Annotated in this window: 18 protein-coding genes; 7 read left to right on the forward strand and 11 right to left on the reverse strand. The window is 66.2% G+C overall.

Features of this window, described 5'->3' with window-relative positions; all coding sequences use genetic code 11:
• Positions 1 to 621 precede the first annotated feature (621 nt).
• From MLE27_RS13225 to MLE27_RS13245, 5 genes are all read right to left on the reverse strand, one after another.
• Complete coding sequence (locus MLE27_RS13225) at positions 622 to 3,069, reverse strand: RCC1 domain-containing protein (protein WP_243312557.1); 2,448 nt, start codon at positions 3,067 to 3,069, stop codon at positions 622 to 624.
• A gap of 672 nt (positions 3,070 to 3,741) precedes the next feature.
• Positions 3,742 to 5,019, reverse strand: coding sequence for a nitrogenase cofactor biosynthesis protein NifB (gene nifB, locus MLE27_RS13230; RefSeq protein WP_243312558.1), 1,278 nt, complete (start codon positions 5,017 to 5,019; stop codon positions 3,742 to 3,744).
• A gap of 11 nt (positions 5,020 to 5,030) precedes the next feature.
• Positions 5,031 to 6,428, reverse strand: coding sequence for a nitrogenase component 1 (locus MLE27_RS13235; RefSeq protein ID WP_243312559.1), 1,398 nt, complete (start codon positions 6,426 to 6,428; stop codon positions 5,031 to 5,033).
• Entirely contained in the window at positions 6,425 to 7,822 is a 1,398-nt protein-coding gene (gene nifE / locus MLE27_RS13240) for a nitrogenase iron-molybdenum cofactor biosynthesis protein NifE (RefSeq protein ID WP_243312560.1), read from the reverse strand. The genes MLE27_RS13235 and nifE overlap by 4 nt, the downstream gene beginning before the upstream one ends.
• A 749-nt stretch (positions 7,823 to 8,571) precedes the next feature.
• Positions 8,572 to 9,312 (reverse strand): diguanylate cyclase domain-containing protein, encoded by a 741-nt coding sequence (locus MLE27_RS13245; RefSeq protein WP_243312561.1) that lies wholly within the window; start codon positions 9,310 to 9,312, stop codon positions 8,572 to 8,574.
• Between the two features lie 269 nt (positions 9,313 to 9,581).
• Here MLE27_RS13245 and MLE27_RS13250 point away from each other — a divergent pair, with 269 nt between their 5' ends.
• From MLE27_RS13250 to MLE27_RS13265, 4 genes are all read left to right on the forward strand, one after another.
• Entirely contained in the window at positions 9,582 to 10,199 is a 618-nt protein-coding gene (locus tag MLE27_RS13250) for a hypothetical protein (protein ID WP_243312562.1), read from the forward strand.
• Between the two features lie 64 nt (positions 10,200 to 10,263).
• Positions 10,264 to 10,521 carry a hypothetical protein gene (locus MLE27_RS13255; RefSeq protein ID WP_243312563.1) on the forward strand — a complete coding sequence of 86 codons (258 nt, stop codon included), beginning with the start codon at positions 10,264 to 10,266 and terminating at the stop codon, positions 10,519 to 10,521.
• Positions 10,518 to 12,668 carry a heavy metal translocating P-type ATPase gene (locus MLE27_RS13260; RefSeq protein ID WP_243312564.1) on the forward strand — a complete coding sequence of 717 codons (2,151 nt, stop codon included), beginning with the start codon at positions 10,518 to 10,520 and terminating at the stop codon, positions 12,666 to 12,668. Before MLE27_RS13255 ends, MLE27_RS13260 begins: the two co-directional genes overlap by 4 nt.
• Before the next feature lies 1 nt (position 12,669).
• Complete coding sequence (locus MLE27_RS13265) at positions 12,670 to 13,080, forward strand: hypothetical protein (protein WP_243312565.1); 411 nt, start codon at positions 12,670 to 12,672, stop codon at positions 13,078 to 13,080.
• 195 nt (positions 13,081 to 13,275) lie between these two features.
• On the opposite strand, the gene MLE27_RS13270 is transcribed toward MLE27_RS13265, so the two are convergent.
• From MLE27_RS13270 to nifH, 6 genes are all read right to left on the reverse strand, one after another.
• Positions 13,276 to 13,578 carry a (2Fe-2S) ferredoxin domain-containing protein gene (locus tag MLE27_RS13270; RefSeq protein ID WP_243312566.1) on the reverse strand — a complete coding sequence of 101 codons (303 nt, stop codon included), beginning with the start codon at positions 13,576 to 13,578 and terminating at the stop codon, positions 13,276 to 13,278.
• Between the two features lie 110 nt (positions 13,579 to 13,688).
• The gene (nifK, locus tag MLE27_RS13275) at positions 13,689 to 15,071 is read right to left on the reverse strand and encodes a nitrogenase molybdenum-iron protein subunit beta (protein WP_243312567.1); all 1,383 of its coding nucleotides are present in this window, start codon (positions 15,069 to 15,071) and stop codon (positions 13,689 to 13,691) included.
• Positions 15,072 to 15,082: 11 nt separating this feature from the next.
• Positions 15,083 to 16,732: a nitrogenase molybdenum-iron protein alpha chain gene (gene nifD / locus MLE27_RS13280; protein WP_243312568.1), complete on the reverse strand. Its 1,650-nt coding sequence runs from the start codon at positions 16,730 to 16,732 to the stop codon at positions 15,083 to 15,085.
• Between the two features lie 45 nt (positions 16,733 to 16,777).
• Positions 16,778 to 17,152: a P-II family nitrogen regulator gene (locus tag MLE27_RS13285; protein WP_243312569.1), complete on the reverse strand. Its 375-nt coding sequence runs from the start codon at positions 17,150 to 17,152 to the stop codon at positions 16,778 to 16,780.
• Positions 17,149 to 17,511, reverse strand: a complete 363-nt coding sequence (locus MLE27_RS13290; protein ID WP_243312570.1) for a P-II family nitrogen regulator — start codon at positions 17,509 to 17,511, stop codon at positions 17,149 to 17,151. Before MLE27_RS13290 ends, MLE27_RS13285 begins: the two co-directional genes overlap by 4 nt.
• Positions 17,512 to 17,552: 41 nt before the next feature.
• Positions 17,553 to 18,377, reverse strand: a complete 825-nt coding sequence (gene nifH, locus MLE27_RS13295) for a nitrogenase iron protein (protein ID WP_243312571.1) — start codon at positions 18,375 to 18,377, stop codon at positions 17,553 to 17,555.
• A 393-nt stretch (positions 18,378 to 18,770) separates the two neighbouring features.
• On the opposite strand from nifH, the gene MLE27_RS13300 reads away from it, so the two are divergent.
• From MLE27_RS13300 to MLE27_RS13310, 3 genes are read left to right on the forward strand one after another with little or no spacing between them, the layout of a single operon-like run.
• Positions 18,771 to 19,568, forward strand: a complete 798-nt coding sequence (locus MLE27_RS13300; protein ID WP_243312572.1) for a sulfite exporter TauE/SafE family protein — start codon at positions 18,771 to 18,773, stop codon at positions 19,566 to 19,568.
• A gap of 30 nt (positions 19,569 to 19,598) precedes the next feature.
• Positions 19,599 to 21,326 carry a putative bifunctional diguanylate cyclase/phosphodiesterase gene (locus tag MLE27_RS13305; protein WP_243312573.1) on the forward strand — a complete coding sequence of 576 codons (1,728 nt, stop codon included), beginning with the start codon at positions 19,599 to 19,601 and terminating at the stop codon, positions 21,324 to 21,326.
• The gene (locus tag MLE27_RS13310; RefSeq protein WP_243312574.1) at positions 21,323 to 22,423 is read left to right on the forward strand and encodes a LeuA family protein; all 1,101 of its coding nucleotides are present in this window, start codon (positions 21,323 to 21,325) and stop codon (positions 22,421 to 22,423) included. Before MLE27_RS13305 ends, MLE27_RS13310 begins: the two co-directional genes overlap by 4 nt.
• Positions 22,424 to 22,953 lie beyond the last annotated feature (530 nt).

The raw sequence follows: 22,953 nt of genomic DNA on the forward strand, positions 1-22,953 counted from the left end.
CCGGGCGCGGCCCTGGCTGCAGGCAAGACGGGTATTTCTTGAGGGACGCCGGGCTTCAATCCCTGCCGATCCCGGCGGGCGGGGCCAGGTGCGAAGCTGGCTTCGGGGCAGGGGCCGCCGAGGGGGCCGAACTGTAAGCAGGACGGGGCGCGGGCTGAACGCTGCCGGGCTTGGAACACGTGGATGGAAGCCACGAAAGGAAGGTAAGGAGGCTCACCAGCAACAGGGCGATCTCAAAATACCAGCTCTGCGCGTCCTCCCCGCGGTGTTTCCTGTTGATCGCTACGACTCAGCAGACAGTCGACCTGACTGAGGCGGCTATGCCGAGAAGGACTTCCAATACCAGCTGCATATATGCCAAGCCATACCATACTTGCTTTTTACTCAAGCCTGGACCGGTCCGCATTGCCGGGCGGCGAGAACGGCCGCCCGGCACGAGGCCCATTCTGCCTCGTCGGGGTTATTGATCCACCACTCGTCGAACTCCTCCGGATCTGGCCGGTCCCGGATCTTCTTTCCTATCGCGTGTTCCATAAAGTCCTCAGCGCTCTCCATGGCTGCGAACGGGGCCAGCATGGGGAGCGCTGGAGCGGGGTATTCAATGAAACGCCGGACGCCCCCCTACCCGCCCTGCAACAGCAATATGCGCAGCGCTGGCCAGGCCCGCATCGTGTGCGTGAGAACACGACTCGGCAGCGATCTGTTCGCGGTGGAACCGGTGCCGAGCTGGCCATCGGAATTGTTGCCCCAGGCCCAGGCCGCGCCCTTGCCGTCCAGAGCCAGTGAATGGTTGCCGCCGGGGGCGACCGCCACCCAGGTCCGTTCCGCCCCCACCCGGACCGGGGAGGGCCGTTCCGTCGCGGAGCCGTCGCCGAGCTGGCCGAAGCCGTTGTATCCCCAGGCCCAGAGGCTGCCGTCCGTCTTGACCGCCAGGTTGTGATAGCTGCCTGAGGCAACCATGGCGCAGTTGTACATTCCGATCATCACCGGCGAGATCTGTTGGGTCGTCCCCCCATCGCCGAGCTGACCATGCGCGTTGGCCCCGAAAGCATACAGCGAGCCGCCGTACTTCATCGCCAGGCTGTGGATGTAGCCTGCGGCGACCGCGCCCCAGTTGGTGTCCAGGCCGTAACGCACCGGCCTGAACCTGGTTGTGGTGGAACCGTCCCCGACCTGGCCCCAGTCGTTGCGCCCCCATGCCCAGAGGCTGCCGTCGCCTCCGATGGCCAGCGCGTGGTCGCCCCCGGCCGCGACCTGGGCCCAGTCCTGAACAGGGTTCACGAGTATGGGCGACAGCCTGTTCTCGCTGCTTCCATCCCCCAGCTGGCCCAGGTTGTTGTGGCCCCAGGCCCGGAGCGTTCCGTCGCTCTTTATGGCCAGAGAATGGCGGTACCCCGTACTGATCATGGCCCAGTCGGCATCCTGGCCGACCTGCACGGGGCTGCTCCTGGAGGTGGTGCTGCCGTCGCCGAGCTGGCCGAAGGCGTTATACCCGAATGCCCACAAAGTGCCGTCGGTCTTAAGCGCCAGGGTGTGGTCGAAATGGGTCGCGACGGCGGCCCAGTCCGTGCCCGTGCCGACCCGCTTGGGGAGCAGCCGGTGCGTGGTGCCGCCGTCGCCGAGCTGGCCGTAATTGTTCCAGCCCCAGGTCCAGAGCGTTCCGTCGGGGTAGACGATGGCCGAGTGGCCGGAACCCGCCGCCATGTGGGTCGCCCCCACGTACCAAACGGCGGGGGTGGCCCAGGAGGTGCTTTGCCAATCGCCCGCGCCGTTTTTCCCGACCGCGCGCAGGATATGCCGACCCTTGGCCAGCCCGCTCAGCGTGATCGGTGTTCCGACGGGTATTTCCCCGCTCCAGGCTCCGTCGTCGAGCTGATACCTGTAGGCCGTCACCCCGGATCCGCCCACGTCGAGGGCGGCGGAACTCCGCATGCCGGGACTGGCGCCGGAGACGACCGCCGTGACCCGCGCAAGCTTTGGCGTGATCTGCAGGGACGTCGTCCCGTTCCCCAAGGCGGAGAACTCCCCCCGGCCCCAGGACCAGAGCGCCCCCCCTGTCTTGAGGGCGAGCGTCTGGTCCGCGCCTCCGGCCACGGCGGCCCAGTGATTGTCCGTGCCGATCCTGAACGGGGCGGTGCGGTTCGTCGAGCCGCCGTCTCCGAGTTGAGAAAATTCGTCGTTGCCCCAGGCCCAGAGGCTCCCGTCGTTCTTGATGGCCAGGGTGTGGCTCATGCCGGTCGAAATGGCCATCCAGTCCGTGTCCATACCGATCCTGACAGGAGTTTTCCTGCTCGTCGTGGTCCCGTCGCCGAGCTGGCCCTTGTCGTTGTATCCCCAGGCCCAGAGGCTGCCATCGTTCTTCAGGGCCACGGTATGCCAGTACCCCGCACTGATGACGGCCCAATCCGTGTCAGTACCGATCTGCACCGGCGAAGGGCTGTTGAAGACCGGGCCATTTCCCAATTGCCCCATGGAATTGTCGCCAAAACCCCAGAGCGTGCCGTCGCTCTTGATTATCATGGAATGCAGGACGCCCGCCGCCGCCCACACCGCCTTGTAGCCTTCGTGGATTTCCGCTGGCTGGTGGACGTCGTCCGTGGTGCCGTTGCCGAGTTGGCCGTCGGAGTTGATCCCCCAGGTCCAGAGGGTGCCGTTCTTTCTTATGGCCAACACATGGTAGGAGCCCAGGTATACCTTGGCCCAGTCGGAATCGAGGCCCACCTGTCCGGGCTGGTGCCTGCCAGTTGGGAAGTCGCCGCCGAGTTGGCCGTGGTCGTTGCTCCCCCAGGCCCAGAGGGAGCCTTCCTTCTTGATGGCCATGGTGAAGACGGATTTTGCGGCCACCTGGTCCCAGAACTTTTCCTCCCCGATCTGCACCGGTGATGGCCTGGTGACGGTGGTTCCATCACCCACCTGGCCATAGAAGTTGGCCCCCCAGGCCCACAGTGAGCCGTCCGGGGCGACCCGGGCGCCATGGACCATGCCCGAGGCAATCTTTTCCGCCTGACAGGGAATACACGAGAAAAGAAAGGCTGCTGCTACAAAGAGATGGAGAGAAAAATATCTCATTTTCTGCCTCCAGGTACGGAAATGCGATTGCCGGAATGGCCACGCACCCGTCACAACCTCTATAAACAGCGAATCTCACACCGCCTTTGTCTTGCATCGAATGAAATATGCGCCACCTGAACCACACTCTTGTTCGTCGGAAACCGTTCTGGGCTGGCGACACGCAATCCCCACACCACGCCAGCACGGTCTTATATCTGTATCCTTCCATGCAGGAATATTGAAAACAAGCAAGAACAAATTTCACATAATTGCCGCGCATAATCAGCACGTTGCGATCAACGCCATACGCCTGGCGCATAATTCCCTGATTTATCACGAAATAGACAGGAGCGGGCAGAGAACTGCACCGACACCCGGGCGCGGTGGCCCATGGAACCAGCCGGGACGGGAAAACGAGCCCGGGCAGATCGCCCCGAGCGCTCCCGCCGGTCACGTCCGGGGATGAGCGTCGGCATCATACGTCCAAGTCGGTGTCCGGGAAAACCCTAGGGCAATCCAATATTGCCTCCTGAGGCTGACAAATGATTCCAAGCTGGACTTATCTGGAGGCGCCTCCTTGATTTGTCTCTAAAATGAGTGCCCGCTGCAGCTCATCACGTTCCGAAAACGAAAAGGCATGGCCGTCTCCGACCATGCCTCTCGCACAACCCCAAAGTTTCGTCCCTCGAATCAACCGCAGCCCTCGCCGCCGCCGGTGCAGCCGCTGCCCATCTTGCAGCCGCCGCCGCCCTTGGCGCGCAGGTGTTCGATGTCGCCGGTCTTGTAGATGGCGTCCAGGCCCTGGGTGATGAACCCGGACATGGCCACAACCTTCACGCCCTCCTCCTCCAGGATGGCCTGGGGGGTGTCGCCCACGCCGGAGACCAGCGCGGCCCTGCAGTCCGAGAGGCTCTTGGCCAGCTCGTACCAGCGCTTGGGGCCGGTGCCCGCGGCCGGGGCCGGGCGCGTCTCGACCATCTTGTAGCCGCCAGCGCCGTCCTCGCCCCAAATCTGGAAGCTCGCGGCCTCGCCCAGGTGCATGTTCACGAGCATGCCCTCCATGCTGGCCACGGCCACGTTAGGGCGGGAGGCGTCCAGCCCGGCGGACTTGTCGGATGCGCAGGCCGAGAGCAGCCCGGAGAACTGGCGGGAACAGTCCTTCTCCAGGAGGCCCACGGCGTCGGCGCGGCAGCGCTGGCAGTGGCGCATCTGGGGCAGGTAGCCCTCGGCCATGGCGCGGATGGCCTCCACGTCGTCCTTGGTGGGCTCGATGATGTGCTCGAATTTGGTGTCCTTGTTGGGGATGAGCGCCATGCAGTTGAGCAGGTTCACGCCCATGGACTTCATCTTGGCCGCGATGGCCTCGATGTGCTGGTCGTTGACGCCGGGGATGATGATCGTGTTGATCTTGACGATCAGGTCCTTCTCCTTGAGGCGACGGATGGACTCCTCCTGGCGCTCAAGCAGGATGCGGGCGGCTTCGCGGCCGCGGTAGAGCACCTTGCCCACCCGCGCCCAGGAGTAGATCTTCTCGGCGATGTCCAGGTCGATGGCGTTGACCGTCACCGTGACGTGGGAGACGCCGATCTCGGCCAGCTCGTCCACGTGCTCGGCCAGCTCCAACCCGTTGGAGGACAGGCACAGGATCATGTCGGGCCACTTGGCCTTGATGCGGCGCATGGTCTCCAGCGTCTGCTTGGCGTTGGCCATGGGGTCGCCTGGGCCGGCGATGCCCACCACGGTGATGCGCGGCTCGGCCTCCAGCACCTTCTCCATGTACAGGATGGCCTGGGCCGGGGTGAGCACCGAGGAGGTGACGCCCGGGCGCGACTCGTTCACGCAGTCGTACTTGCGGTTGCAGTAGTTGCACTGGATGTTGCACTTGGGCGCCACCGGCAGGTGGATGCGCGCGCAGGAGCCCTTGGCGTCCTTGTTGAAACAGGGGTGCTTGGAAAGATCCATGGCCATGGGGGTGCTCCTTAAATGTATCCGTACCCGATGTCGGAGTCGGTCTGTTTCTTTTCGATCATGGCGTTGACCACCCGGTCGAACAGCTCCTGGGCGCCCAGGTAGCAGAGGTGGTGCAGCCTGTGGCCGCCGAAACGGTCGTGGATGGGGAAGCCCACCCGGACCAGGGGAACGTTCAGCTCGCGGGCCAGGCGGTAGCCCTTGGAGTGGCCCAGGAAGAAGTCCGGGGCCAGTTCGCGGGCGCGGTCCGCGATGTCGTAGAAGTCCACGCCTTCGCGCACTTCGGGCATCTCGGGCACCAGGCCCTCGCAGGCGGCCTCCACGGCGGCCTTGAGCCTTCCCGAGCGGCCGCCTCCGGCCACCAGCACCGGGGTCACGCCGATCTCGGCCATGAACGAGGTCAGGCCCACGATGAGGTCCTCCTCGCCGTAGATCACGCAGCGCTTCTGGGAGATGTATTTGTGGCCGTCCACGAAGGCGTCCAGCAGGCGGCCGCGTTCCAGGGCGTGGCGGCGGGGCGTGGGCGCGCAGGCCACTGACTCGAGGGCCTTGAAGAACTCGTCCGAGGCGCGCAGCCCGATGGGCAGGCCCATGCGGTGCGCGGGAACGCCGAAGCGCGCGGCCAGCAGCCCGGCTGCGGTGCCCGCCTCGCCCACGGGCGCCAGGGTGGCCCCGAACTCGAAGCTGGCCTTGGCCCCGCCCAGGGCGCGGATGGCGGCCACGGGGGTGCCGCCGGAGGGCAGCTTCTCGTAGTCGTCCAGGGCCGGGCCGTCGAGGGTCTCGGAGTAGTCGGGCAGGATGGCGGCGTTCATCCCGAAGGAGGCGAACACGTCCTTCAGGTGCCGGATGTCCGCGCAGGAGACGAAGCCCGGGAAGCAGCCCACGGAGTCGTTGGGCTCGCCGGCCTGGGCCAGCTGCTCCACCACGGCCTTGACCGCGGCGGTGAAGCCTTCCATGTGCGAGCCGGAGTAGCTGGGGGTGGACACGTTGACCACGGGGGCCAGCTCCAGGTCGGCGAATTCGCGGCGGAACTCGCCCAGGATGCCGGGCACGTCGTCGCCGATGGTTTCGGTGAGGCAGGTGGTGGCCACGCCGATCAGACCCGCGCCGTACTTGTCCATGACAGTGAGCAGGCCCTTCTTCAGGTTGGGGCCGCCGCCGTAGATGGCCTGCTTCTCGCCCAGGGAGCTGGAGGCGATGTCCATGGGCTCGCGGAAGTGGCTGATGATGTAGCGGCGCATGTAGGTGGCGCAGCCCTGCGAACCGTGCAGGAAGGGCACGCCGCCCTCGATGCCCTTGAACACCAGGGTGGCGCCCAGGGGTTTGCACAGCTTGCAGGCGTTGGTGGTGGAGACGAAGTTCTCCGCCGGGGCCTTGGCCGCCTTGATATTCTTCACGGGGGCGCTCACAGGGAACACTCCTTCGGCAGGTCCGCGCCTTCGCCGGCCAGAACCTTGCCGCTCCTGCGGGGTACGAACTTCCACACCGGGCTCATCACGGTGCGGTGGACCTCCAGGGCGAAATTGTACATGCCCACGAACCCTTCCAGGGCTTCCTTGCGCTCGTGGTTGTGGTCGCAGAAGCCCACGCCCAGCTTGTAGGCGATGGGGCGCTCCTTCACGCCGCCCACGAAGATGTCCACGTCCTTCTCCTTGAGGAAGGCGGAGAGCTCCAGGGGGTTGGCGTCGTCCACGATGATGGTGCCGGGGTCGCAGATGGAGGCCAGCTCCTCGTAGTCCTCCTCGGTGCCCGTCTGGGAGCCCGCGATCACCACTGACATGCCCAGGTGGCGGAAGGCCTTGATGAGGGAGAAGGCCTTGAAGGCGCCGCCCACGTAGATGGCGGCCTTCTTGCCTTCGAGGTCCTTTCTGAATTCCTGGAGCTTGGGGTAGAGCACGGCCAGCTCTTCCTTCACCAGCTCCTGGGTGCGCACCAGGATGCCGGGGTCTTTGTCCTTGAAGAAGCGGGCAACGGTGTAGAGTGCCTCGGCCATGTCCTCGATGCCGAAGTAGGAGACCTTGACGAAGGGGGTGCCGTACTTCTCCTTCATCATCTTGGCCAGGTCCATGGTGGAGCCGGAGCACTGCACCACGTTGAGCGCCGCGCCGTGGGCCCGGGCGATGTCGCCCACGCGGCCGTCGCCGGTGATGTTGGCCACCACCTTGATGCCCATGCGCTCGAAATATTCGCGGATGATCCAGATCTCGCCCGCCAGGTTGAAGTCGCCCAGGATGTTCAGCGACAGCGGCCCGATGTCCGAGGTGTCGCCGGTGCCCATCAGGGTGAACATGGCCTTGCAGGCGGCCAGGTAGCCCTCGCGCTTGTTGCCCTTGAAACCCTCGGACTGCACCGGGATCACGGGGATGCCCTTCTCGGCCGAGACCTTCTTGCACACGGCCTGGAGGTCGTCCCCGATGATGCCCACGATGCAGGTGGAGTAGACGAAGGCGGCCTTGGGCTGGTGGCGGTCGATGAGTTCGGTGAGGGCGGCGTAGAGCTTCTTCTCGCCGCCGAAGATCACGTCGGTCTCCTGCAGGTCCGTGGAGAAGGAGAGGCGGTGCAGCTCCGGCCCGGAGGAGAGCGCGCCCCGGATGTCCCAGGTGTAGGCGGCGCAGCCGATGGGTCCGTGCACCAGATGCAGGGCGTCCGCGATGGGATAGAGCACCACGCGCGAGCCGCAGAACACGCAGGCCCGCTGGCTCACGGCCCCTGCCAGGGAGTCGCGGTTGCAGGCCAGCTTGAAGGGCCCTTCGCCCTTGCGGTGGATCTGGTCCTTGCGTTCTTCGAATATCAGGTCGGACACGGTGTGCCTCGTTGGTTGTGCGGCTTAGGACGCCAGCGTTCTCAGACAGAGAGCGTAATACAGAGCCTGGATAACCAAACTGCCTGCCAGGGCTCCTGCCATTTCGAGAGTGTCGCGGATGGTGGTTGCGCTCATGATCCTACTCCCTGTCTGTTGGTGGCTTGTTGTTTTCTACCAACGACATCAAGTCTCGTGCCAATAGAAAAAAGTCGCGATTCCAAATGGTTGACAATGCAGACCCTGATGATGCGACACAAAAACGCACACTATTGTACAAATTTGTAAGACACGTATGTCCGAAGCCGGAAAAAGGGAGCGCCCCCGGCCGCTTCGGGCGGCCGGGGGCGCAAGGGGAAATGGATGACGTGGGGGCTACCTGGCCAGGGTCTCCAGGCAATAGACGTACATGCCCGCCTGGATGGTCAGGCTGCTCAGCAAGGTCAAGGCCATGGGCCTGAAAAGGTCCGACATGGTGTATCCTCCGGCTGCGGCGGCCGCGCTGGCCGCCGGAAAAGGTGCGATTGCGCCGAACCGGCCCAGCGGGCCGCTCGACAAGCTGGAGGAAGGCTAGGCTTGAATTGTTACAGGCCAGCCGCGCGTGCGTGGACTTTCAGATGACAAACGGGGAATGTTCAGAGCTTGCGCTGGGCGCGCGCCAAGCTGCGGGCAGCGAGGCCCAGGCCAGTGTCGCGCGTTTGAATGCCCCCCAGAGGGGCGAAGCCTGACCGATCAAAAACGCCCTACCGGGCTCAGGCCAGGGCCAGGCGTGCCCGGCCGCCGTCCTTGGCGGCGCCCAGGGCGGCCTGCGCCGCGCGCACCAGGGCCAGGGGGGCGTCGCCGCGCCCGGGCGTCATGGTGGCCAGGCCCACGCTCACGCTGACGAAACCGCCGTGGACCGACTCCAGGTGGGGGATCTCCATGCCCGCCACCTCGTCCAGGATGCGCTGGCCCACCACGGCAGCGCCCTCGGCCGCGGTGCCAGGCAGCAGGGCCGCGAAGGTGTCTCCCTCCAGGCGGGCCACCACGTCCACCTCGCGGTACAGGCAGCGCATGAGCGCGCGGGCCACGGCCCGCAGGCATTCATCCCCGGCCAGGGAGCCGTAGTGCACGTTGTAGGACTGAAGGCTGTCCACGTTCACCAACAGCAGGGACAGGGAGGTGCCCTCGCGCTGGGCCTGGGCCCAATCGCGTGAGAGCAGGCGCTCGAAGCTGGGGCGGTTCATGGCCCCGGTGAGGCCGTCCACCTGGGTGAGTTGGGTGACCTGCTCCAGGGCGTCGTCCAGGTCCTGCTGGACGGAGCGGGCCAGGTCGGCCACGCGCCGGGCGCGCTGGGCCAGGGCTTCGTACTCCTCCAGGAGTTCGGCGAGGTGGGGGGCCAGGGTGTTGGACTCTCCGCACGCCACGGCGGCCTGTTCGGCTTCCGAAAGCGCCCGCCTGATCCTGGCGGCGACGCTTTTCTCTTTTTCCAACAGGTCCGGGGCGATTTCCATGGGGGCTCCTCTGGCGTGTGATGACGGCGCATCTTAGCCGCAGGAGGGGCGGGCGTCCAGCGGACAGGGGCCTCCTGGCAGGGTCAGAAGCAATCCTCCCGGTTGCCATTATTCCCATTGCCCAGACTTTGAACATGAACAGATCAGGACCAGCGATGCTTTTAACACCTCGGAATCACCTGATCTCATCAAGTGCATTTCATGAATATTTCATCTTGACCTTGGAATTGATTTTGATAATCACTGCCAAAATCACTCAGGAAACCTTGATGAAGCCGTATCCAGCCCCCCCGCCCCGCCGCAAGAATCGTTACGCCCTGAACGCCAAGGTGGCCGAGACCAAACTGCTCGCCCTGGCCGACGCCATGGCCAAAGGGGCCACCGCCAGCGACGCGTCCCGCTCCCTGAAGCTCAACCGCAACACCGTCAACCGCTACTACCAACTCTTCAGGCAGGCGCTCTCCAAGGACGTGCCTGAAAGCCTCAGGACGGTGCCCTCCGGCGCTCCGGTCATCGGGTTGTTCCTGACATCCACGGCGACCCACTTCCGCGTCTTGCCCGACAGCCAGCGCGACACGGCGCTGCAGATCTTCCGCGGGAGCCTGGACGCCAACATGGCCTGTCTCACCCCCGGCTGGCCGGGCTACGACGCGCTGGGGCAGCCCTCCACGGATACATTCCAGATCATGCCCTGTTGCCTGGTGAGCGCGGCGGGACAGCAGCGCCTCAAAAATTCCTGGAGCAACATCCGCGCCCGGCTCTGCAACTTCCGAGGCATCCCGCGCCAGAATTACTGGCAGCACCTCCACGTCTGCGAGCTGTTCGACACCCTCGGGCAGGAGGAACTGCAGCAGCGCCTGATCCAGGCCCTGCTCGCCGCCGGATGACGGCGCTTCAAGGCTTCCAACCGTTTCGCATCCCCTGAACCATCACCCACTGGGAGGACACCTCATGAATATCGATTCCAAATCCACATTCCTGTTCCTTGGCGGGGCCGCCCTCGGCGCCCTGGCCGCATACGCCCTGACCCGCGAGAACTCGGCGCTCAAACCCGTGCTCACCGATCTGATGGCGGGCGGCCTGAACCTCAAGGAGAAATTCCAGGGCGTGGTGGAACACGCCAAGGAGAACCTGGACGACCTGATGGCCGAGGCCGAGCACGCCCGAAAGTCCCGCGAGGCAACCGCCGGGGAGACCAAGGCCTCGTGAATTGCCAGGTCGTCCATTCCACGCCGGGCCGGGTCCGGGTGCGCTTCACGCCGCCCCGCACGGTGCTCGGCCTCTCTCACAGGCTGAAACACATCGAGCGGATGGACGGGGTGGCGAGCGCCCGCGTCAGCCCCCGCACCGGCTCGGTATTGCTGCGGTTCGATCCTGAGGCGGTCACTCCCCGCATCCTCCTGGACGCACTGGTTTCCCGCGGGGGCGGCCCGTCCGCGGCAAACTCGGCGGATTCCGGGACCGATGCCCTGGTGCCCAAGATCATGCCTGGAGAGGCGGCTCCGGACTGCCGCACCCGCAGGCCGGACGAGCGCCCCACGCCGGGCTTCCTGGGCATTGTCGCGCCGCTGCTGTTGCGCCCCGTGCTGCCCGCCGGGTTCCGGCTGGCCCTGAGCCTGCGCGGTGCGCTGCCCCGCCTGTGGCAGGGCCTGCGGGCGCTGGGTTCGGGGAAGCTCTCCATGGACGTGCTGGACGCCGCCGCCCTTGGCATCTGCATCGTGCGCCGCGACTACCGGTCGCTCGGCACCATCACCCTGATGCTCTCCGCCGGGGAGTTCCTCGAATCCTGGAGCCGCAGGCGCTCCGAGGAGAGCCTGGCCGCCACGCTCGCCTCCCAGACCGTCTGGGCCTGGGTCAGGCGCGGCAGCGAGGAGGAGCAGCTGGACGCCAGGCTGGTGAAGCCCGGCGACCTGGTCGTGATCCGCCTGGGGGCGGTGGCCCCGGTGGACGGCGTGGTGGAGGAAGGCGAAGCCCTGGTGAACCAGAGCTCCATGACCGGGGAGGTGCGCGGGGTGCCCAAGCGCCCCGGCAGCGCCGTCTTCGCCGGGACCGTGGTGGAGGAGGGCGAGGTCGTGGTCAAGGCCACGGGCGGCAGCGACGCCACGCGCTGGCGGCGCATGCTCGCCCTGGTGGAGCAGGCCGAGCTGCGCAAGGCCGGGGTGCAGAGCCAGGCCGAAAAATTGGCCGGGAACCTGGTGCCCTTCTCGCTGGGGCTGGCGGGGGCGGTCTACGCCGTCACCCGCGACCCGCGCCGGGCCGCCTCCGTGCTGCTGGTGGACTATTCCTGCGCCATCAAACTGGCCACGCCCCTGGCCGTGCTGGCCTGCATGCGCCAGATGGCCGCCTCGGGCGTGGTGGTCAAGGGCGGCGCCCCCCTTGAAAACCTGGCCAAGGCAGACGTGTTCGTCTTCGACAAGACCGGCACCCTGACCATGGCCGAACCCGCCGTGCGCGAAGTGCTCCCCTTCGGAGGGCACACCCGCGAGGACGTGCTGCGCATCGCCGCCTGCCTGGAGGAGCACTTCCCCCATCCGGTGGCCCGCGCCGTGGTGCGCCAGGCCAAAATCGAGGACATCGTCCACCAGGAGGAACACGCCCGCGTGGAATACGTGGCCGCCCACGGGGTGGCCAGCTGGCTCAAGGGCCAGCGGGTGCTGCTGGGCAGCAGGCACTTCATCCACGAGGACGAGAAGGTGCCCCTGGGGGAAGCCGAGGACGTGGCGAACGTCTTGGCGGAACAGGGGCACTCCCTGCTGTACCTGGCCGTGGGGGACGCCCTGGCCGGGCTCATCACCCTGGACGACCCCCTGCGGCCCGAAGCGGCCCAGGCCCTCCAGGCGCTGCACGACACCGGGGTCAAGCGCGTCGTCATGCTCACCGGCGACCTGGACGGCATGGCCGCGCGCATCTCAAAACAGCTCGGCATCACCGAGTGGGTCGCCCAGGTGCTCCCGGACGAAAAGCACCGGGTGGTCGAGGATCTGCTGGCCGAGGGCCACACCGTGGCCATGGTGGGCGACGGGCTCAACGACGCCCCGGCCCTGGTCAGGGCCTCCGTGGGCATCTCCATGCACCAGGGCGCGGACGTCACCAGGGAGGTGGCCGACGTGGTGCTCACCACCGGCGACCTCACCGCCCTGGCCAGGGCGCGCCTGCTGGCCAAGTCCGCGCTGGAAAGGGTCAAACGCAACTACCTGCTGATCGTCGGGGTCAACACCCTGCTGCTGGCGGGCGGGCTGGTGGGCAGGCTTTCGCCCCAGATCTCGGCGCTGATGCACAACAGCGCCACCCTGGCGGCGGCCGTCAACGCCCTGCGCCCGCTCAAGGCGGTTCAGCCTGCGACGAAGGAGTCCTGACATGCTCACGAGCATCCTGCCCGGCCGCATCCGGGCGCGGCTGGAGCCCGGCTTCCCCGAACACGCGCTGCAGGCACTGCGCGCCGCCCTGGGCGAGGCCGTCACGGGGGTGACGCTTAAGCACAACCCGCGCAGCAACAGCCTGCTGATAACCTACCCGCCCGGCCCCGGGCACGACCGCGCGGTGCGCAAAACCCTGGAGGAGCGGCTCGCGCCCGCCGCACCCTGCGCCAAAAGGAGCCTCGCCTGGCCCTCCATGCGCAGCGTGAAGCGGGGCATGGCCGCAAGCCTGGGCCTGGCCCTGGCCGCCCTGGCCCTGCGCAACGAGCGCGCCCACGCCTGGGCAGGAGGCGCGTTCGCCGCGCTGCTGGCAAGGCACCTCTACGTGTACCGCAAGCGGCTGTTCAAATAGCCGCCCACCCTGGTCCGGCTTTCGTACTCCATGTCACGACGCACGAAGGGCGCCCCGAACAAGTCGGGGCGCCCTTCTCCCTGAGGTGAGGCAGGCAGGAGGCCCATTCACGCCGGCCTGGCACCCGGCATGAAGTCGTGCGCCCGGCCGGGGAGCGCGCTCTCTTCGCTCTCCGGCCGGGGCGTAAATAGCAGTCTAGATCAGGTAGTCTTCGCAGGGCTCGCCGTTCTCCAGCGCGTCCAGGATCTCGTCCACCTTCTCCTCGGAGTCGATGCCGCCGTACCACCACTGCTCGGGGTAGACGATCATCACGGGGCCCTGCTCGCACTGCTTGAGGCAGCCGGAGCCGGTGATGAGGATGTCCAGGCCGCGGTCCAGAATCTCGGTCTCCATGTATTGCAGCATGCCGCCGCCGGCCTTGAAGCAGACGCCCTTGGGCTCGCCCTTGGCGCGGAAGCTGTTGCAGACCAGGATGTGGTGTTTGGGTTTGTTGACCATCTTCGCTACTCCTCTTTGAGTTTCCGCCCGGCCCCCGCGCCCCCCTTTCGGGGCCGCGCGCGGGCCGGGCGGTATGGTGAGGCCGGGGGCGCGCACCCCCGATGTGTCGCCTAGTAAACCAGCTCGAACTCGGTCTCGGAGGCGTCGCGGTCGCGGCGCGTGAGCAGGGCGTCGAGGATCTTCTCCATCAGCCGCAGGGCGCCCTTGTAGCCCACGGTGGGGAACATGGAGTGGCCGAAGCGGTCGACGATGGGGAACCCGTGGCGGATCAGCGGGATGTCCTCGTCGCGGGCGATGTACTTCATGTAGGAGTTGCCGATCAGCAGGTCCACGGGCTCCTGCTTGATCCACTGGTGCAGCAGGAACATGTCGCCGGGGCACTTGAACTTGACTTCGCCGGGCACGTCCTTGGTGATCTCGCGGATGGCCTTCTCCAGCTTGTTGCCGGGGGTTCCGGAGACGATGTAGGCCGGGATCATGTCCAGCTCCACCAGGAACTTGGTCAGGCCGATGATCTGGTCGGGGTCGCCGGCCAGGGCAACGCGCTTGCCGTAGAAGTACTGGCTGTAGTCGGAGAGGACGTCCACCACCTGGCCGCGCTCGAAGTCGATGGAGGCGGGCACGGCCTTGCCGCTCATCTTGGAGAGGGCCATGATGTAGGCGTCGGTGTCCTCGATGCCGAAGGGCAGGCCCATGATCTCGCAGGGGACCTTGAACTCGGCGTCCAGGTACTTGGCCGGGGCGGCGGCGGCCCACTGGCCCAGGGCGATGGTGCCCACGGCGTCGCCGGAGGACATGATCTCCTCAACGGTGGCTCCGCCCTTGGGGAACATCTCGTACTTGCCGGTCAGGGGGGCGTCCATGACGCCGGAGGTGTCCGGGAACATGGTCACGTCGGCGCCCATGAGCTTGGCCAGGCGCTTGATCTCGGCCATGTCCGAGGGCTCGCAGAAGCCGGGGATCACGTTGACCTTGCCGTTCTTGGTCCCGGTGGACTTGGCCAGGTTCTTGACCATGCCCTGCACCATGTTGGAGTAGCCCGTGACGTGCGAACCCACGTAGGAGGGGGTGTTGCAGTAGATCACGTGCTTGCCCGCGGGCACCTTGCCCTCGGTGCGGGCCTTCTCCACGATCTGGGTCATGTCGTCGCCGATGGTCTCGGAGAGGCAGGTGGTGTGCACCGCCACGACCTCGGGCTCGTACACGGAGAAGATGTTCTGGATGGCGGTGAGCAGGTTGGCCTGCCCGCCGAACACCGAGGAGCCTTCCGTGAAGGAGCTGGTGGCCGCGGTGACGGGTTCCTTGTAGTGCCTGGTCAGCGCGGAGCGGTGGTAGGCACAGCATCCCTGGGAGCCGTGGGAGTGCGGCATGCACCCGTGGATGCCCAGGGCCGCGTACATGGCGCCGACGGGCTGGCAGGTCTTGGCCGGGTTGATGGTCAGGGCCGTGCGGTCGACCGTGATTTCGGCCGGTGTGTGTCTGAGCATAGCCATGGTAGTTCCTCCTAGCCGGCCACGTAGCAGGCGGTGAGTTCGGGACCATCCGCGGCCCAGGGAGCCTTGACCTTGCTCCAGACCTTGGTGTTCACCATCCTGTCGATGTCTTTGTAGTAGTTCACAGCGCCCCGGAACCCGGCGTACGGACCGCCGTAGTCGTAGGAGTGCAGCTGCTTCAGGGGCACGCCCATCTTCTGCACGGAGTACTTCTCCTTGATGCCGGCGCAGAAGATGTCGGGCTTGTACATTTCGATCAGCTTGTCGGCCTCGTACTGGTTGAGGTCGTCGATGATCATTGTCTTGGGAGCCATGTCGGGCACCAGGCCTTCGTACTCCTTGTACTTCCAGCCGGATTCCTCGCGGGCCTTCATGTCCTCCTCGCTCATGCGGGGGCTGTAGCGCTCGGGGTCGGCCTCGACGTGCAGCTCCTCGATGTTGCGGGAGTCGGCGTCGATCTTGATGGTCGGGATGACGTGGCGGCCTTCGTAGTCGTCGCGGTGGGCGAACTCGTAACCGGCGGCCAGGGTGGTCATGCCCAGTTCGGCGAAGAGCTCCTGGTAGTGGTGCGCGCGGGAGCCGCCCACGAAGAGCATCGCGGTCTTGCCGGTGGTGCGGGGCTTGATCTTGGCCAGGGCGGCCTCGACCAGGGGCATCTCCTCGGCGATGACGGCCTCGACCTTGGCGATCAGCTCGGGGTCGCCGAAGTGGGCGGCAATGCGGCGCAGGCTCTTGGCCGTGGCGTGGGCGCCGATGAAGTTCACCTTGATCCAGGGGATGCCGTACTTGGTCTCCATCATGTCCGCCACGTAGTTGATGGAGCGGTGGCACATGACGCAGGAGAGGTCGGCCATCTGGGCGGAGGCGAAGTCGTTGTAGGTCGAGTTGCCGGAGAAGGTGGCGTTCACGGTGATGCCGCACTTGTCCAGGATGCGCTCGATCTCGAAGGCGTCGCCGCCGATGTTGTACTCGCCCAGCATGTTGATGTTGTACTTGCCGGTGCGGTTGGGGGTGTCGGAGGTGCCGATGACCTCGGTGAAGATCTTGTTGTTGGCGATGTGGTGGCCGGCGGACTGCGAGACGCCCTTGTAGCCCTCGCAGGAGAAGCCGAAGATGTTGATGCCGAGCAGGGCCTTCATCTCGCGGGCCACGGCGTGCACGTCGTCGCCGATGAGGCCGACGGGGCAGGTGGAGAAGATGGCGATGGCCTTGGGCTTGAACAGGTCGTAGGCTTCCTGGATGGCCCTCTTGAGCTTCTTCTCGCCGCCGAAGATGATGTCCTCGTCCTGCATGTCGGTGGAGAACGCATACGGGATGTAGTTCTCGGCGCCGGGGGCGGACGCGTCGGTCTGGTTGCGCCTGGTCAGCCAGGAGTAGAAGCCGCAGCCGATGGGGCCGTGTGTGATGTTCACGATGTCGCGCGTGGGGCCGAGAATAACGCCCTTGCAGCCTGCGTAGGTGCAGCCGCGCATGGTCACGATGCCGGGGACGGTGCGCACGTTGGAGAGCACCTCGCGGTCCTCGGGACCCTCGTTTTCCTTGATGTATATCTGCTGGGAGCGCTTGCGGCCGACCTTGGGCGGGTACTTGGCCAGAAGCTCCTTCTTGACTTCTTCCGGATCGATCGCCGGGGCGACCTTTTCAGTGATTGGGGCGTCCATAATGCTTCCTCTTCAGGGGCTCCGTTTCGGGGCTCGGGGAGCCGTTTACGCGATGGCGCAGTTGCCGCTCTCGCCGGTGCGCACGCGCACGGAGTCGGCCATGGGCACCACGAAGATCTTGCCGTCGCCGGCCTGGCCGGTCTTGTTGGCGGCCATGATGGCCTCCACCACGGTGCTCACCTGCTCGTCGGGCACCACCACGGTGATCAGGCGCTTGGCGAAGAGCTTGCCCTTGCTGCCGAGCACTTCGGCCGCTTCCTGGTAGCCCTGGGCCGCGCCCGCGGCCACGATCGAGTTCACCAGCCCCTTGCCGCGTCCCCAGGCCTCGTGGGCGAAGAAGGCCGCGATGCCCGCGTCGGTCAACGCCTTCTTGGTCTGGTTCATCTTGTTCATGCGAACGATGGCGATGACTTCCTTCATGGCCTGGCCTCCCCGATGCTCGAGAGGTCGGTCTCCTTCACGCCGGAGCTGATGGTGTACATCTCTTCAACCGGGGTGACGAAGATCTTGCCGTCGCCGAAGTTGCCCTTCCCGCCGGTGCGGGCCGAGTCAACGATGGTCTTGATCACGTAGTCCTTGTCCTTCTCGGACACGACGGTCATGATCTGGACCTTGGGAATCTCGTCGTAGGTCACTTCGCCGATCTTGATGCCGCGCTGCTTGCCGCGGCCGGCGACCGCGAGCTTGGTGGCGGCCGGGAAGCCGGCGTCCATGAGGGCGGCCATCACGTCGTCGGCCTTCTCGGGGCGGACGATGGAACGGATCATGATAAGGGACATGCTCGTTTCTCCTGTCTTGCTCTATGTTGTTCCGTCGGCCGCTAGTTGGCGATGCCGAATTCCACCAGCAGGGACTCCAGCTCCTCGATGGGCAGCGGAGTGGGGATGACGAACTTCTGGTTGTCCTGGATCTTGGAGGCCAGGGCCAGGTACTCGTTGGCCTGCGGGTGTTCGGGGGAGAAGTCGATGACCGTCTTGCGGTTGAGCTCGGCGCGCTGCACCTGGTTCTCGCGGGGTACGAAGTGGATCATCTGGGTGCCGAGGCGGTCGGCCAGGGCGGTGATGAGGTCCAGCTCGCGGTCGACCTTGCGGGAGTTGCAGATCAGGCCGCCCAGGCGCACGCCGCCGGCCTCGGCGAACTTCACGATGCCCTTGCAGATGTTGTTGGCGGCGTACATGGCCATCATCTCGCCGGAGACGACGATGTAGATCTCCTGGGCCTTGCCTTCACGGATGGGCATGGCGAAACCGCCGCACACGACGTCGCCCAGGACGTCGTAGAACACGTAGTCGAGCTTCTTGTCGTCGGTATAGGCGCCCAGCTGCTCGAGCAGGTTGATGGAGGTGATGATGCCGCGGCCGGCGCAGCCGACGCCGGGCTCGGGGCCGCCGGACTCGGTGCACATGGTGCCCTTGAAGCCGGGCTTCAGGATGTCTTCGAGCTCCACGTCCTCGCCTTCCTCACGAAGGGTGTCCAGGACGGTCTTCTGCTGCAGGCCGCCGAGGAGCAGGCGGGTGGAGTCGGCCTTGGGGTCGCAGCCCACGACCATGACCTTCTTGCCCAGGGTGGCCAAACCGGCCACGGTGTTCTGGGTGGTGGTGGACTTGCCGATGCCGCCTTTGCCGTAAATTGCGATCTTTCTCATGACAAACCTCCGAAAGGGGATGGGGTCGATTTGAAATACGCAAGGCATAAGGCAAGCGCCGTGCCAAAACAGGCAGTTTTTTGCAAATTTGGTAAAATCGTTGGCTGGAGCGGGCTGCGGGGAGTTCGGGTGAATCTGGCAGATGGGGGCGTTCGGCGATGTCACACTGTGATGTTTCAAAAAAGTTTACAATTTTGTTCTCCTTTTTGTAAGATCGAATGTCGACAGCTGCGCCCTCCGGCCGCTGACACATGTAAAGGGGCCCCCCATCCCATCCGAAAGGCCTGCCGGCGCTTGATTCCACCCGCCTGGGATTGTCGACATCCTCGGCAAAAGTCAGTAGTCCTGGCCAAGCGGCGGCCTGCGCCGCAATTTTTCGATCCGGAGTATCCGATGGTTACGTACTGGCTGCTGTACGCCCTCGCCGGCGCGGTTGCGGGGGTCCTGGCCGGGCTCCTGGGCGTCGGAGGCGGCATCGTCATCGTCCCCGTGCTGTCCGTGCTCTTCACCGCGCAGGGAATGCCCCCCGAATACATGATGCAGATGGCCCTGGGCACCTCCCTGGCTTCCATCATGTTCACCTCCGTCTCCAGCATGCGCGCCCACCACAGACACGGGGCCGTGCGCTGGAACGTGGTCAAGGCCATCGCCCCCGGCATCATCGTGGGCACCCTGGCGGGCAGCTGGCTGGCCTCCATCCTCTCCAGCGGATTCCTCAAGGGCTTCTTCGTCTTCTTCCTCTACTACGTCTCCTTCCAGATGTTTTTGAACATCAAGCCCAAGCCCAGCCGCGAGATCCCCGGCGCCAAGGGCATCTTCGGCGTGGGTTCGGGCATCGGCGTCATTTCCGCCCTGGTGGGCATCGGCGGCGGCACCCTCTCCGTGCCGTTCATGACCTGGTGCAACATCCCCATGCACCAGGCCGTGGGCACCTCGGCGGCCATCGGCTTCCCCATCGCCCTGGCCGGCACCGTGGGCTACATTTTCGGCGGCCTGGGCAAGGCCGGGCTGCCGGGCGCGACCCTGGGATTCATCTACATCCCCGCCCTGATCGGGCTGGTGGTCTGCAGCATGCTCACCGCCCCCACCGGGGCGAAGATCGCGCACAAGCTGCCCGTGGCCAAGCTCAAGAAGGTCTTCGCGGTCTTCCTGTTCATCATGGCCACGCGCATGCTGCTGCAATTCTTCTAGACCCTGCTTCGCGGGCGAAGGCTGACGTACATGGAATCCACCTATCCCGGGCTCTCGCAGGACGAGATTCTTCGCCTCTTGAGCACCGTGCTCGGTGTCTGCCGCGAGGGGGTGTCCATCACCTCCCCCGAGGGGAACATCGAGTGGGTCAACCCGGCGTTCACGGCCATCACCGGCTACGACGCCGGCGAGGTCGTGGGCCGCAACCCGCGAGTGCTCAAGTCCGACCGGCACGACGACGCCTTCTACGCGGACATGTGGCGGGCCATTTCCGAGACCGGGCACTGGTCCGGCGAGATATGGAACCGCCGCAAGTCCGGCGAGGCCTACCCGGAGTGGCTGGCCATCACCGCCGTGCGCGACGGCTCCGGCGCGCTGCAGCGCTATGTGGCCGTGTTCCACGACCTCACGGACATCAAGCGCGACAAGGACCTCATCCACCAGCAGACCTACCACGACGCCCTGACCGACCTGCCCAACCGGTTCCTCTTCCAGGACCGCCTGGGCGTGGCCCTGCGCAACGCCGCCAAGTCCGGCGGGCTTTTGGGCGTGATCTGCCTGGACCTGGACCGCTTCCGGGCCGTCAACGACAGCCTGGGGCACCGCGCCGGGGATCTGCTCCTGGCGGAGGTCTCGCGCAGGCTGACCCCGCTGATGCGCCAGGCCGACACCCTCTCCCGCTACGGGGGCGACACCTTCTACATGCTGCTCACCGGCCTGCGCGAGCCCGAGGACGCCGCGCACGTGGCGGGCCGCATCCTGACCAGCCTGGCCGCCCCGCTGGAGATACTGGGGCAGGAACTGCGCATCTCGGCCAGCGTGGGCATCGCCATCTCGCCCAACGACGGCACGGACCCCGGCCAGCTCATGCGCAACGCCGAGATCGCCATGTACACCTCCAAACGCTCCGGCCCCAGCGGCTACGCCTTCTTCACGGAGGACCTGGGCGACAGGGTGCTGCGCGGCCTGCAGTTGGAGAACGACCTGCGCAAGGCCCTGGCCAGGGATGAGTTCAGGGTGCACTACCAGCCCAGGGTGGACCTGCTCACCGGCTCCATCCAGGGCATGGAGGCCCTGGTGCGCTGGCACCGCTCCGACGGGTCCGTGGTCTCCCCGGCGGAATTCATCCCCCTGGCCGAGGAGACGGGCCTCATCGTCCCCCTGGGGGAGATCGTGCTGGAGCAGGCTTGCAGGCAGGCCCGCATCTGGGCCGACGAAGGGCACGCCCACCTGAAGCTGGCCGTGAACCTCTCCGCCCGGCAACTGGAGCAGCCCGGCCTGGTGGACACCGTGATGGCCATCCTGGAGCGCACGGGACTGCCACCCACCAGCCTGGAGCTGGAGGTGACCGAGAGCCTCTTTCTCACCGGGTTCGAGCAGGCCCACAGCCGCCTTTCCGCCCTGACCGTCATGGGCATCACCGTGGCCCTGGACGACTTCGGCACGGGCTACTCCTCCCTGAGCTATCTCAAGCGGTTGCCCATCACCACGCTCAAGATCGACAAATCCTTCATAGGCGGCCTGCCCTCCGACCAGGAGGACGCGGCCATCGTCAGCTCCGTCGTCTCCATCGCCAAGAACCTGGGCCTGGAGGTGGTGGCGGAGGGCGTCGAGACTGAGGAGCAGCTTGAATTCCTCAAGGCGCTGGATTGCGGCGGCGGGTTCCAGGGCTACCTTTTCTCCAAGCCGGTGCCCGCGCGCGACTTCGCCAGGCTCCTGGCCAGGGAGACCCCCGGCACGGAGGCAGGGAAGCCGTGAAGCTCATCGACTCCACCCTGCGCGAAGGCGAACAGTGCTTCGGGGTCTATTTCCGCCCGGAGCAGAAGGCGGACATTCTGGAGCGGCTGTGCCGCCTGGGCGTGGACGAGCTGGAGCTGGGCGTTGCCGGCCGCGACGGGAGCCTGGCCGCCCTGCTGGAGCTGGCCCGCGCCCGCGACGGCGCCCCGCCCGTCTCGGTGTGGACGGCCTGCCGCCGCGACGCCATCGAGACGGCCGCCCCCCTGGGCGCGGACTGGCTGCACATGGGCCTGCCCGTCTCCGCCGCGCACATGCGCACCCGCCTGAAGATGGAGGAGGAAGAACTCCTGGAGCACCTGGCCCGCCACGTGGCCCTGGCCGGGGAGTTGGGCGCGGCCCGGGTCTCCGTGGGCCTGGAGGACGCCTCCCGCGCCGATCCTGATTTTCTGGTGCGCGCGGCCCTGGCGGCCCAGGCCGCGGGGGCGTCGCGGGTGCGGCTCTCGGACACGGTGGGGGTCTGGAATCCGCTTTCCGTGGCCGAGGCCGTGGTCCGGCTCAAGGCGGGGGTGAAGATCGCGGTGGGCGTGCACTGCCACAACGATTTCGGGCTGGGCACGGGCAACGCCCTGGCCGGGTTGCTGGCCGGGGCCGACTACGCCGACTGCACGGTGCTGGGCCTGGGCGAGCGCGCCGGGCTGGCCTGCACCGAGGAGCTGGCCGCCTACCTGCACCTGCGCCTGGGGCGGGACTACGCCGTGGCGGAACTGCCGGGGCTGTGCGGGGCCGTGGCCGAAGCCGCTGGGATTGAAATTTCGCCGCGCAAGGCCGTGGCCGGGAGCGGGCAGTTCGCCTGCGAAACGGGCCTGCACGTGCACGGCATCGCCCGCGACCCGGCCCTGTTCGAGCCCTACGACCCGGCGCGGCTGGGCCTTGCGCGCTCCACCGCCCTGGGCAAGAAGAGCGGACGCGCGGCCGTGGCCGCCAAGCTCAACGAGATGGGCATCGACCCCGCCGCCGTGGATGTGGAGGCGCTGGTGAGCCGCGTGCGCGAGGCCTCGGAGCGCCTGGGGCGGCCGCTCACGGAGCAGGAGGCGCGCGACATCCTTCGCGTAGGCTGAGATCCTCCAAAACTCGATACGCTCCGTCCCGCAATTCGGACCTGTCCGATTTACCGGACGGAGCAAGGCCCTTCTCGCAATATTCCCTGCGTATCCGGGTGTTTGAACAGCCAGCCTCACCCAAGTCCATCGCCCCCAAGCCGCAACGACACCACTCGGGCCCAATTCACTTCTGGTTTTGTCTGGAAAATAAGTCTACGATGCAGTTGACGGGAATCGACAACAGCTTGGAATTATGCACCATTGCCAAACATGGACATCTGGCACGGTCCTTGTTAGGGCCTGCGAATCCAGTTTCGACGGGGCCTCGCCCCGCCGGAGCACAATCCTTGCGTGGACCGTCATGACCCCCACCCTGTCTTTCCTGGCGCGCCACAGCGCGCCCGCCTCCGTATATGCGTCGCCCGACGCCCCGGCCTGCGCGCCGGAACTCCGACTTCTCAGGCCGCAAACCGGCCTTCTTATTGGTTCACTCTCTCATCCGGCGGCAGCCTCCTCCACCTGTGGCTCTTCCCGCCGGCACCAACCAC

Origin of the sequence: Fundidesulfovibrio agrisoli (assembly GCF_022808715.1) — a bacterium.
Classification (GTDB): Bacteria; Desulfobacterota; Desulfovibrionia; order Desulfovibrionales; family Desulfovibrionaceae; genus Fundidesulfovibrio; species Fundidesulfovibrio agrisoli.

Coding starts and splice junctions, on each gene's coding strand:
- MLE27_RS13270 (WP_243312566.1), bottom strand. CDS start 13,578: ATGGTCAACAAACCCAAACACCACATCCTGGTCTGCAACAGCTTCCGC.
- MLE27_RS13300 (WP_243312572.1), top strand. CDS start 18,771: ATGGTTACGTACTGGCTGCTGTACGCCCTCGCCGGCGCGGTTGCGGGG.
- MLE27_RS13225 (WP_243312557.1), bottom strand. CDS start 3,069: ATGAGATATTTTTCTCTCCATCTCTTTGTAGCAGCAGCCTTTCTTTTC.
- MLE27_RS13305 (WP_243312573.1), top strand. CDS start 19,599: ATGGAATCCACCTATCCCGGGCTCTCGCAGGACGAGATTCTTCGCCTC.
- nifK (WP_243312567.1), bottom strand. CDS start 15,071: ATGGCTATGCTCAGACACACACCGGCCGAAATCACGGTCGACCGCACG.
- nifB (WP_243312558.1), bottom strand. CDS start 5,019: ATGGCCATGGATCTTTCCAAGCACCCCTGTTTCAACAAGGACGCCAAG.
- nifH (WP_243312571.1), bottom strand. CDS start 18,377: ATGAGAAAGATCGCAATTTACGGCAAAGGCGGCATCGGCAAGTCCACC.
- MLE27_RS13265 (WP_243312565.1), top strand. CDS start 12,670: ATGCTCACGAGCATCCTGCCCGGCCGCATCCGGGCGCGGCTGGAGCCC.
- nifD (WP_243312568.1), bottom strand. CDS start 16,732: ATGGACGCCCCAATCACTGAAAAGGTCGCCCCGGCGATCGATCCGGAA.
- MLE27_RS13255 (WP_243312563.1), top strand. CDS start 10,264: ATGAATATCGATTCCAAATCCACATTCCTGTTCCTTGGCGGGGCCGCC.
- MLE27_RS13245 (WP_243312561.1), bottom strand. CDS start 9,312: ATGGAAATCGCCCCGGACCTGTTGGAAAAAGAGAAAAGCGTCGCCGCC.
- MLE27_RS13290 (WP_243312570.1), bottom strand. CDS start 17,511: ATGTCCCTTATCATGATCCGTTCCATCGTCCGCCCCGAGAAGGCCGAC.
- MLE27_RS13250 (WP_243312562.1), top strand. CDS start 9,582: ATGAAGCCGTATCCAGCCCCCCCGCCCCGCCGCAAGAATCGTTACGCC.
- MLE27_RS13285 (WP_243312569.1), bottom strand. CDS start 17,152: ATGAAGGAAGTCATCGCCATCGTTCGCATGAACAAGATGAACCAGACC.